Genomic DNA, 10500 nt, shown 5'->3' with positions numbered 1-10500 from the left:
GGCCGGTCCATCAGGCCGCCGTGGGCGGGGAGGAGCCCGCCCCAGTGGGGGTTTGCCAGGTGGGGGTTGTCCAGGGGGGCCCCCAGGTAGCCGCCGGGGCCGGGGGGCACCCGGGGGCCCCCCCGCCGGCCCCCGCGCCCCGGCACGGCGCCGGCGACGGCTCCGAGGGGGCGGACGGGCTGCCGTCGGGTGGGCAGTCGGTCGCCGACCTGCTGGCGCGGTTGCAGGTCGAGCCGTCCGGGGGTGGGCGGCGCCGCCGCCGCAACGTCTGAGCTGAAAGCTCCGTCACATTGGGCCCGACCCGGGCATCGACTACAGTCTTAGAGACCGTCCGGTACCCCTGAGCCTGGGACCGGAACGAACGAATACCTATGTGAGGTCGTCTGCGATGGTGCAGTTCGACGGTTTGCGTCCGGCCAGGCTGAAGGTGGGCATCATCTCGGCCGGCCGGGTGGGAACCGCGCTGGGTGTCGCGCTGGAGCGCGCCGACCACGTCGTCGTGGCGTGCAGCGCCGTCAGCAACGCGTCCCGCCGGCGGGCGCAGCGGTGGCTGCCCGACACCCCGGTCGTCGCACCCCAGGACGTGGCAGCCGGCGCCGAGTTGTTGCTGCTTGCGGTGCCCGACAGCGAACTTCCCGGCCTGGTGGCGGGTCTGGCCGCGACGTCGGCGGTGCGGCCCGGCACGATCGTGGCGCACACCTCCGGCGCCAACGGGGTCGGCGTGCTGGGGCCGCTGTCTCCCGACTGCATCCCGCTCGCGATCCACCCGGCGATGACGTTCACCGGGTCCGACGAGGACATCGGCAGGCTGCCGGACACCTGCTTCGGGATCACCGCCGCCGACGACGTCGGGTACGCGGTGGGACAGTCCCTGGTCCTGGAGATGGGCGGCGAGCCGTTCTGCGTCCGCGAGGACGCCCGCGTGCTGTACCACGCCGCCCTGGCCCACGCCGGCAACCACCTCGTGACCGTCCTGGCCGATGCCCTCGATGCGCTGCGGGCCGCGCTGCGCGGCGACGAGCTGCTCGGGCCGGGGGCACCTCCCGATTGCGGGGGACAGACCGTCGACGATCGGCCCGGCGGCATCGCCGAACGCATCGTCGGCCCGCTGGCGCGGGCGGCGCTGGAGAACACCCTGCAACGGGGGCAGGCCGCCCTCACCGGTCCGGTCGCCCGCGGCGACGCTGCGGCGGTCGCCGGGCACCTGGCGGCGCTGGCGCGCGTCGACCCCGACCTGGCGAACGCCTACCGGGTGAACGCCCTGCGTACCGCCCGGCGCGCGCACGCTCCCGCCGACGTCGTCGAGGTGCTGGCGCGATGAACGGGATGCCGCGGCCGGCCTTCACCGCGGGCGAACTCAACGTGTACTCGGCGCCGCGCGATGTCGCCGACGTCAGCCGGGCGCTGCGCCGGACCGGGCGCCGGGTGATGCTGGTGCCCACCATGGGCGCGCTGCACGACGGTCACCTGGCCCTGGTGCGGGCCGCCAAGCGGGTGCCGGGCTCGGTGGTCGTGGTCTCGATCTTCGTCAACCCGCTGCAGTTCGGCGCGGGCGAGGACCTCGACGCCTATCCCCGCACGCTCGACGACGACGTGGCGCTGCTCTCGGGTGAGGGCGTCGAGATGGTGTTCGCGCCGACCGCCGCCGCGATGTATCCCCACGGCCTGCGCACCACCGTGCAGCCCGGCCCGCTGGCGGCCGAACTCGAAGGCGGTGCCCGCCCGACCCATTTCGCCGGCGTCCTCACCGTGGTGTGCAAGCTGCTGCAGATCGTGGGACCGGACCGGATCTTCTTCGGCGAGAAGGACTACCAGCAGCTGGTACTGATCCGTCAGATGGTCGCCGACCTGAACGTCGACGTCGCGGTGGTCGGGGTGCCGACTGTCCGGGAGTCCGACGGGCTGGCGATGTCGTCGCGCAACCGCTACCTGGAACCGGCGCAGCGCGAGCTGGCCGTGACGCTGTCCGCGGCGCTGGCGGCGGGCGCGCACGCGGCCACGGCGGGCGCCGCGGCCGCGCTGGACGCGGCCCGCGCCGTGCTCGACGCCGTGCCCGCGATCGAGGTCGACTACCTGGAGTTGCGCGGCGCGGACCTCGGCCCGCTGGGGGACGGTGGGCCCGGTCGGCTGCTGGTCGCCGCGAGGCTGGGCGGCACCAGGCTGCTGGACAACGTCCCCGTCGAAGTCCCCGTCGAAGTCTCTGTCGAAGTGGGAGCTTGCGCCGGCACCGACGGGCCGGACCGACACGTCCAACCACTGTGGAGGAATTGATGCTACGGACGATGCTGAAATCGAAGATTCACCGCGCCACGGTCACGCAGGCGGACCTGCACTACGTCGGCTCGGTGACCATCGACGCCGATCTGATGGATGCCGCGGACCTGCTCGAGGGCGAACAGGTGACCATCGTCGACATCGACAACGGAGCCCGCCTGGTCACCTACGCGATCACCGGGGAGCGCGGCACCGGGGTGATCGGAATCAACGGTGCCGCAGCCCATCTGGTTCACCCCGGCGACCTGGTCATCCTGATCGCCTACGGGACCATGGAGGAGGCGGAGGCCCGCGTCTGCCGGCCGCGGATCGTGTTCGTCGACGCCGACAACAAGCCGGTGGACCTGGGCCACGACCCGGCCTTCGTGCCCGACGATGCGGGGGAACTGCTGAATCCCCGGATGGGTGCGCGGTAGCCGTGCTGCTGGCCATCGATGTGCGCAACACCCACACCGTCGTCGGGTTGTTGTCCGGCTCCAAGGAGCACGCCAAGGTCGTGCAGCACTGGCGGATCCGCACCGAATCCGAGGTCACCGCCGACGAATTGGCGTTGACCATCGACGGCCTCATCGGCGACGACTCCGAACGGCTCACCGGCGCCGTCGCCCTCTCCACGGTCCCGTCCGTGCTGCACGAGGTGCGGGTCATGCTCGACCAGTACTGGCCGTCGGTGCCCCACGTGGTCATCGAGCCCGGGGTACGCACCGGCATCCCGCTGCTGGTGGACAACCCCAAAGAAGTGGGTGCGGACCGGATCGTCAACTGCCTGGCGGCATTTCAGAAGTATGCGGGCGCGGCCATCGTCGTCGATTTCGGCTCCTCGATCTGCGTGGACGTGGTGTCGGCCAAGGGCGAGTTCCTCGGCGGCGCCATCGCGCCCGGGGTGCAGGTTTCCTCCGACGCCGCCGCGGCGCGCTCCGCCGCGCTGCGCCGCGTCGAATTGGCCCGGCCGCGTTCGGTGATCGGCAAGAACACCGTCGAATGCATGCAGGCGGGCGCGGTGTTCGGGTTCGCCGGACTGGTCGACGGTTTGATCACCCGCATCCGCGACGACGTGCAGGGTTTCGGTGGCGACCCGGGCGATCGGGTCACCATCGTGGCCACCGGGCACACCGCGCCGCTGCTGCTCCCCGAACTGCAGACCGCCGCCACCTACGACCAGCACCTGACCCTGGACGGCCTGCGACTGGTCTTCGAACGCAACCGGGAAACCCAGCGCGGCCGGCTGAAGACGGCACGCTGACGGGCGCTCCGCCCGCGGCCGAGTGAGGTCAATTAAGCTGGCTCGCCGTGGACGCCGACCCGCCGGAAACCGATCCTGGCTACCTGCCGGAGCAGTTCCGGATCCGCCGGGACAAGCGTGCCCGCCTGTTGGCGGAGGGGCGTGAGCCCTACCCGGTCGACATCACGCGCACCCACACCCTGGCCGAGGTCCGCGACGCTCACCCCGACCTGCCGGTCGACACCGCCACCGACGATGTCGTCGGCGTGGCGGGCCGGGTGATCTTCGCCCGCAACTCCGGAAAGCTGTGCTTTGCGACGCTGCAGGACGGTGACGGCACCACCCTGCAGGTGATGGTCGGTCTCGACAAGGTGGGCCGCGAGTCGCTCGACGCGTGGAAGGCCGACGTCGACCTCGGCGACATCGTGTACGTGCACGGCACCGTGATCAGCTCCCGCCGCGGCGAGTTGTCGGTCCTCGCCGACCGCTGGCAGATGGCGGCCAAGTCGCTGCGTCCGCTGCCCGTCGCGCACAAGGAGATGAGCGAGGAGTCGCGGGTGCGGCAGCGCTACGTCGACCTCATCGTGCGTCCGCAGGCGCGATCGGTCGCCCGCCGGCGAATCGCGCTGGTCCGGGCGATACGCGGCGCGCTGGAGCGGCGCGGCTTTCTCGAGGTCGAAACCCCGATGCTGCAGACGCTGGCGGGCGGCGCGGCGGCCCGGCCGTTCGTCACCCATTCCAACGCTCTCGACATCGATCTCTACCTGCGGATCGCGCCGGAACTCTTCCTCAAGCGCTGCGTGGTGGGTGGTTTCGACAAGGTCTTCGAACTTAATCGGGTGTTCCGAAACGAAGGCGCCGATTCGACGCATTCTCCGGAATTCTCGATGCTGGAGACGTACCAGGCCTATGGGACGTATGACGATTCGGCGGTGGTCACCCGCGAGCTTATTCAAGAGGTGGCCGACGAGGCGATCGGCACCCGACAACTCCCGCTGCCCGACGGCAGTGTGTACGACATAGACGGAGAATGGGCGTCGATACAAATGTATCCTTCGCTGTCGGCGGCGCTCGGCGAAGAGATCACCCCGGAGACGACGGTCGAACGGCTCACCTCGATCGCCGGTCGGCTCGGGGTCGAGATTCCTGAAAGCCGCGGTTTCGGGCACGGCAAGCTCGTCGAGGAACTGTGGGAACACCAGGTGGGCGACACGCTGACCGCGCCGACGTTCGTCAAGGACTTTCCGGTCGAGACAACACCTTTGACACGCCAGCATCGCAGCCTCGCGGGTGTCACCGAGAAGTGGGACCTGTATGTGCGGGGAGTGGAGTTGGCCACCGGCTACTCGGAATTGAACGATCCGGTGGTGCAGCGCGAGAGATTTGCCGCACAGGCCCGCGCCGCGGCCGCCGGCGACGACGAGGCCATGCTGCTCGACGAAGATTTCCTCGCCGCGCTGGAGTATGGGATGCCGCCGTGCACCGGAACCGGAATGGGTGTCGATCGGTTGTTGATGTCTTTGACCGGGCTGTCAATTAGGGAGACGGTTTTGTTCCCGATTGTTCGGCCCCACTCGAGCTGAAACTTCCGCTGTACGACCCGCGTCGCGATTGAGTATGCTGCGTTATTATGGCACATTAGTGGACGGGGAGGTCCTTACCAATCTGCTCGGCAACTGTTCAGAACGAAACGCGAGGGTAAGCCAATGGCAAAAAAAGTGACCGTCACCTTGGTCGATGATTTCGACGGTGCGGGCGCAGCCGACGAAACGGTCGAATTCGGGCTTGACGGGGTGACCTATGAGATCGATCTTTCGACCAAGAATGCCGCGAAACTGCGCGGTGATCTAAAGCAATGGGTCGCAGCCAGCCGCCGGGTCGGCGGCCGGCGTCGCGGCCGGACCGGCTCCGTGCGCGGGCGCGGCGCCATCGACCGCGAACAGAGCGCCGCGATCCGTGAATGGGCCCGCCGCAACGGGCACAACGTCTCGACGCGCGGTCGGATCCCGGCCGAAGTCATCGACGCCTTCCACGCATCGGGGAACTGACGAACCGCGCACCGGCGCCCGGGCCCCACGGCCCGGGCGCCGGTCGTTTGACACTTTCGCCGACGGCGAAATGGTCGGGGGCGTTCGCGGGAAACCAATCGGGCGTTCGCCTCGTTTCTCCAGTTGCGACCGCCGTCCCCGAACCGCAAGGTTAGGCCGCCCGGCGGGCCGACCATTACAGTGGACGGCAGGTACGCGATTCGAGCCCCACCGGACCGCTGGTGAGGTTGTACCGATGGTGAGGGAGAGCAGGTAACCACCGATGTTTGAACGATTTACCGACCGTGCCCGCAGGGTCGTCGTCCTGGCGCAGGAAGAGGCCCGGATGCTCAACCACAATTACATCGGCACCGAGCACATCCTGTTGGGTTTGATTCACGAGGGCGAAGGCGTCGCGGCGAAGTCGCTGGAGTCGCTGGGTATCTCGCTCGAGGGCGTCCGCAGCCAGGTCGAGGAGATCATCGGCCAGGGACAGCAGGCCCCGTCGGGACACATCCCGTTCACGCCGCGTGCCAAGAAGGTTCTCGAGCTCAGCCTGCGCGAGGCGCTGCAACTGGGCCACAACTACATCGGCACCGAGCACATCCTGCTGGGCCTCATCCGCGAGGGTGAGGGCGTGGCGGCTCAGGTGCTGGTCAAGCTCGGCGCCGAGCTGACCCGGGTGCGCCAGCAGGTGATCCAGCTGCTCTCCGGCTACCAGGGCAAGGAGGCCGCGGAGGCCGGCACCGGTGGCCGCGGCGGCGAGTCCGGGTCCCCTTCGACGTCGTTGGTGCTCGACCAGTTCGGGCGCAACCTGACGGCCGCCGCGATGGAGGGCAAGCTCGACCCCGTCATCGGCCGCGAGAAGGAAATCGAGCGGGTGATGCAGGTGCTGAGCCGGCGCACCAAGAACAACCCGGTGCTGATCGGGGAGCCGGGCGTCGGCAAGACCGCCGTCGTGGAGGGGCTCGCGCAGGCCATCGTGCACGGCCAGGTCCCCGAGACGCTGAAGGACAAGCAGCTCTACACCCTCGATCTGGGCTCGCTGGTCGCCGGCTCCCGCTACCGCGGTGACTTCGAGGAGCGTCTGAAGAAGGTGCTCAAGGAGATCAACACCCGCGGCGACATCATCCTGTTCATCGACGAGCTGCACACGCTCGTCGGGGCGGGCGCCGCCGAGGGCGCAATAGACGCCGCGTCGATCCTCAAGCCCAAGCTGGCCCGCGGCGAGTTGCAAACCATCGGCGCCACCACGCTCGACGAGTACCGCAAGTACATCGAGAAGGATGCCGCGCTGGAACGACGCTTCCAGCCGGTTCAGGTCGGCGAGCCGACGGTGGAGCACACCATCGAGATCCTCAAGGGTTTGCGCGACCGCTACGAGGCACACCACCGGGTGTCGATCACCGACTCGGCGATGGTGGCCGCGGCCACCCTGGCCGACCGCTACATCAACGACCGGTTCCTGCCCGACAAGGCGATCGACCTGATCGACGAGGCGGGGGCCCGGATGCGGATCCGCCGGATGACCGCGCCGCCGGACCTGCGCGAGTTCGACGAGAAGATCGCCGACGCGCGCCGCGAGAAGGAGTCCGCGATCGACGCGCAGGACTTCGAGAAGGCGGCCAGCCTGCGCGATCGGGAGAAGCAACTCGTCGCGCAGCGCGCGGAGCGCGAAAAGCAGTGGCGCTCAGGTGATCTCGACGTGGTCGCCGAGGTCGACGACGAGCAGATCGCCGAGGTGCTGGGCAACTGGACCGGCATCCCGGTGTTCAAGCTCACCGAGGCCGAGACGACGCGCCTGCTGCGCATGGAAGACGAGCTGCACAAGCGGATCATCGGCCAGGAGGACGCCGTCAAGGCCGTCTCCAAGGCGATCCGGCGCACCCGTGCCGGGTTGAAGGACCCCAAGCGCCCGTCGGGCTCGTTCATCTTCGCCGGCCCCTCCGGGGTCGGTAAGACCGAGCTGTCCAAGGCGCTGGCCAACTTCCTGTTCGGCGACGACGATTCGCTGATCCAGATCGACATGGGCGAGTTCCACGACCGGTTCACCGCATCGCGGCTCTTCGGTGCCCCGCCGGGGTACGTCGGCTACGAGGAGGGCGGCCAGCTCACCGAGAAGGTGCGGCGCAAGCCGTTCTCGGTGGTGCTGTTCGACGAGATCGAGAAGGCGCACCAGGAGATCTACAACAGCCTGTTGCAGGTGCTCGAGGACGGCCGGCTCACCGACGGGCAGGGCCGCACGGTCGACTTCAAGAACACCGTGCTGATCTTCACGTCGAACCTGGGGACATCCGACATCTCCAAGGCCGTCGGCCTCGGGTTCACCCAGGGTGGCGGCGCGAACGACTACGAGCGGATGAAGCAGAAGGTCAACGACGAGCTCAAGAAGCACTTCCGGCCGGAGTTCCTCAACCGCATCGACGACATCATCGTCTTCCACCAGCTGACCCGCGACGAGATCATGAAGATGGTCGACCTCATGGTCGGCAGGGTCGGCAACCAGCTCAAGGCGAAGGACATGGCCATGGAGCTGACCGACAAGGCCAAGGCGTTGCTGGCCAAGCGCGGCTTCGACCCGGTGCTGGGTGCACGCCCGCTGCGGCGCACCATCCAGCGCGAGATCGAGGACCAGCTGTCCGAGAAAATCCTCTTCGAGGAGGTCGGACCCGGCCAGGTCGTCACCGTCGACGTGGACAACTGGGACGGCGAGGGGCCCGGCGAGGACGCCGTGTTCACGTTCACCGGGGCCCGCAAGCCGCCCGTCGAGCCGGATCTGGCGAAGGCCGGAGCCCACAGCGCGGGCGCGACGGGGCCGGACGCGCACTAGCGATTGCAGCAAACGGGCGGTTACTCTCTGACGGGAGTAACCGCCCGTTTCGCTGTGACCAGGGGGGCCCGGCCTGTGCTGATCGTCACCACGAACGACATCCCGGGCTGGGAGATTCAGCGGGTGCTCGGCGAGGTGTTCGGGCTGACCGTGCGGTCGCGGAACGCGATTTCCCAACTCGGGGCCGGCATCAAGTCCATCTTCGGTGGCGAGCTGCAGGGCATGGCGAAGAACCTTGCCGACAGCCGCAACCAGGCGATGGAGCGCCTCATGACCGAGGCGCACCACCGCGGGGCCAACGCGATCGTCGGGATGCGCTTCGACACCACCGAGATCGGCGACGTGTGGACCGAGATCTGCGCTTACGGTACGGCGGTGCAGGCCACCCCGGTCACCGACGCCGCGAAATACACGGCCAGCCAATTGCGCTACAGCGGCCCGGCATAGCACCGCCCCGGGATCTCCTAGCGCGGGGCGATGAGCGCGAAGACCTGTTTGGCGATTTTCAGCATCCAGCCGGTCGCGGTCGGCCCGTGATCGCGGGGCCAGTTCAGCTGGAAGCTGACCACCCAGGGCTGCCTCGTCTTGTCGACGGCGTACCAGCTGAAGGTCAGGTCGCCCGGCAGGCCGCCGGCTTTCGCGCCGATATAGGGCCAGACGTCGCGGTCCAGCTGGATCCCGGACACGGCGGACAGGATCTGCCGGACCGGCGTCGCCGCGCCGACCGCGTCGGCCTGCAGCGCCGCGTGGACCCGGCAGATGTCCTGGGCGGTGCCGTACCACTCCGCCCCGTAACTGGAGGCCGGCGTGTGCGCGCGAGTCGGATCAGGCTCGTAGGGATTCGAATTCGCTTGCGCCAGCAGCTCGGCGCGGACTTGCGGGGAGCCATGCTCCCATTGGGTGCGCAGGTCCGGCTTGCCCCAGCCGACCGAGAACAGCTCGTACATCGTGGGGAAGGGGGTCATGCTGGCCGGGTCGTGATGGCCGGCCGTGGCGAGCGCCTGCTCGACGGCGTGCGTGCCCAGCCGCCCGATCAGCAGGTCGGTGGCCATGTTGTCACTGGTGGCGATCATCTTCTCGGCGGCCGTGCGAACCGAAACCTGCGCCCCGGGATCCAGTTGCAGCCCCGAGGAGCCCACCGCGCGGCTCTTGTCGGTGACGGTCAGCTGATCGTCCCAGGACACCGTCCCGTTCCGGACCGCCCCGGCCAGGGCGTGCAGGACGTACAGCTTGAAAATCGATGCCAGCGGCAGGGGTTCGGCGGTGTTGGTGCCCGCCACCGGGTCGCAGTGGCCGTCGTCGACCTTGGCGACCTGGTAGGAGTAGCGGGCGCCCGTCTTGCTCAACACGGCGTCGACATCGTGGAACGAGTTGATGGTCGGCGCGCGGGTGTCCAGGTCGAAGTGGTCGACCCGGCCCGCTTCGTCGGTGTGGATGCGGATGTCCTGGCGCGCGCCGTAGGACGAGGTCAAGTGCAGCGTGGCCACGCTGGCGCTGATGTCGACGCCGTCGAGCGCGAAGGGCCGATCCCACCACAGCTGTTCCATGGTCGCTTCGACCGGCTTGACGTCGTCGGGAGCGGCGAGGGTGCGCACTCCCACCGGGCCGATCGGCCAGTCCGAGTCGAGCATGTCCAGGGTCTGCTGGGCCCGCAGACCCGGAGGGGTCCGGGTGTCGATCGCCCGCCCGGGATCCGAGGCGCTCGCCCGCGGCGGTGGGGTGGGGGCGCAGCCTGGCGCCAGGGCCACGATCAGCGTGGCGGAGGCGCTCAGCGCCAGCAGACGATGCGGGGCCCGGCGCCTGCTACTTGGTCTGGTCTTTCCCGACAACGTCCATCACAACCTCGAATTCCAGCAGCGACGCCCCGGTTGCCACGGGGTTGGCCCGCTCGCCGGCGTGGGCTTCGATGGCGGGACCTTTCGCCCACGCCTGGAAGGCCTCCTCCGACGCCCATTGCGTCACCACGAAGTAGCGGTTCTCTCCTTTGACCGGACGCAGCAGCTGAAACCCCAGGAAGCCGGGCTGGTTGTCGACCGCGTGGGCGCGGTGGGCGAACCGCTTCTCCAACTCGGGGCCGGCGTCGGCCGGCACTTCGATTGCGTTGATCTTCACCACTGGCGGCATGCCGCTAGGCTACCGCGCGGCCC

10 protein-coding genes and 1 pseudogene are annotated in these 10500 nt (G+C 69.0%); 9 read left to right on the top strand and 2 right to left on the bottom strand.

What is annotated here, in order from left to right; genetic code table 11:
* The 9 genes and pseudogenes from FPZ47_RS05165 to FPZ47_RS05125 all read left to right on the top strand — a co-directional run.
* Window positions 1-272 (top strand): annotated as a pseudogene (locus tag FPZ47_RS05165) (DUF6779 domain-containing protein); the annotation flags it as partial.
* A gap of 116 nt (window positions 273-388) precedes the next feature.
* On the top strand, window positions 389-1321 hold the full coding sequence (locus FPZ47_RS05160) for a Rossmann-like and DUF2520 domain-containing protein (protein ID WP_144946728.1): 933 nt from the start codon (window positions 389-391) through the stop codon (window positions 1319-1321).
* Between the two features lie 5 nt (window positions 1322-1326).
* Window positions 1327-2271 carry a pantoate--beta-alanine ligase gene (panC, locus tag FPZ47_RS05155; protein ID WP_144946743.1) on the top strand — a complete coding sequence of 315 codons (945 nt, stop codon included), beginning with the start codon at window positions 1327-1329 and terminating at the stop codon, window positions 2269-2271.
* A complete protein-coding gene (gene panD / locus FPZ47_RS05150; RefSeq protein WP_144946725.1) occupies window positions 2271-2690 on the top strand; it encodes an aspartate 1-decarboxylase in 420 nt (139 codons plus the stop codon). The genes panC and panD overlap by 1 nt, the downstream gene beginning before the upstream one ends.
* A gap of 2 nt (window positions 2691-2692) precedes the next feature.
* Window positions 2693-3517 (top strand): type III pantothenate kinase, encoded by an 825-nt coding sequence (locus FPZ47_RS05145; protein ID WP_144946722.1) that lies wholly within the window; start codon window positions 2693-2695, stop codon window positions 3515-3517.
* Between the two features lie 47 nt (window positions 3518-3564).
* On the top strand, window positions 3565-5079 hold the full coding sequence (lysS, locus tag FPZ47_RS05140; RefSeq protein ID WP_144946719.1) for a lysine--tRNA ligase: 1515 nt from the start codon (window positions 3565-3567) through the stop codon (window positions 5077-5079).
* A gap of 123 nt (window positions 5080-5202) precedes the next feature.
* Window positions 5203-5544: a histone-like nucleoid-structuring protein Lsr2 gene (gene lsr2, locus FPZ47_RS05135; RefSeq protein WP_144946716.1), complete on the top strand. Its 342-nt coding sequence runs from the start codon at window positions 5203-5205 to the stop codon at window positions 5542-5544.
* A gap of 262 nt (window positions 5545-5806) precedes the next feature.
* Entirely contained in the window at window positions 5807-8353 is a 2547-nt protein-coding gene (gene clpC1, locus FPZ47_RS05130) for an ATP-dependent protease ATP-binding subunit ClpC (protein ID WP_144946713.1), read from the top strand.
* A 75-nt stretch (window positions 8354-8428) separates the two neighbouring features.
* Complete coding sequence (locus FPZ47_RS05125) at window positions 8429-8800, top strand: YbjQ family protein (protein WP_144946710.1); 372 nt, start codon at window positions 8429-8431, stop codon at window positions 8798-8800.
* A 17-nt stretch (window positions 8801-8817) separates the two neighbouring features.
* On the opposite strand, the gene FPZ47_RS05120 is transcribed toward FPZ47_RS05125, so the two are convergent.
* Window positions 8818-10182: a serine hydrolase gene (locus tag FPZ47_RS05120; protein WP_144946707.1), complete on the bottom strand. Its 1365-nt coding sequence runs from the start codon at window positions 10180-10182 to the stop codon at window positions 8818-8820.
* Entirely contained in the window at window positions 10157-10477 is a 321-nt protein-coding gene (gene mhuD / locus FPZ47_RS05115) for a mycobilin-forming heme oxygenase MhuD (RefSeq protein WP_144946704.1), read from the bottom strand. The genes FPZ47_RS05120 and mhuD overlap by 26 nt, the downstream gene beginning before the upstream one ends.
* Window positions 10478-10500: the final 23 nt, after the last annotated feature.

It is taken from the genome of Mycobacterium helveticum, from assembly GCF_007714205.1.
Classification (GTDB): Bacteria; Actinomycetota; Actinomycetes; order Mycobacteriales; family Mycobacteriaceae; genus Mycobacterium; species Mycobacterium helveticum.
The sequence above is the reverse complement of the archived record's forward strand: the minus strand, read 5'-3'. Positions and strand labels throughout refer to the sequence as shown.

Excerpts from the sequence above, each read along its gene's own strand:
- FPZ47_RS05160 (WP_144946728.1), top strand. The coding sequence starts at position 389 with ATGGTGCAGTTCGACGGTTTGCGTCCGGCCAGGCTGAAGGTGGGCATC.
- panC (WP_144946743.1), top strand. The coding sequence starts at position 1,327 with ATGCCGCGGCCGGCCTTCACCGCGGGCGAACTCAACGTGTACTCGGCG.
- panD (WP_144946725.1), top strand. The coding sequence starts at position 2,271 with ATGCTACGGACGATGCTGAAATCGAAGATTCACCGCGCCACGGTCACG.
- lsr2 (WP_144946716.1), top strand. The coding sequence starts at position 5,203 with ATGGCAAAAAAAGTGACCGTCACCTTGGTCGATGATTTCGACGGTGCG.
- clpC1 (WP_144946713.1), top strand. The coding sequence starts at position 5,807 with ATGTTTGAACGATTTACCGACCGTGCCCGCAGGGTCGTCGTCCTGGCG.
- mhuD (WP_144946704.1), bottom strand. The coding sequence starts at position 10,477 with ATGCCGCCAGTGGTGAAGATCAACGCAATCGAAGTGCCGGCCGACGCC.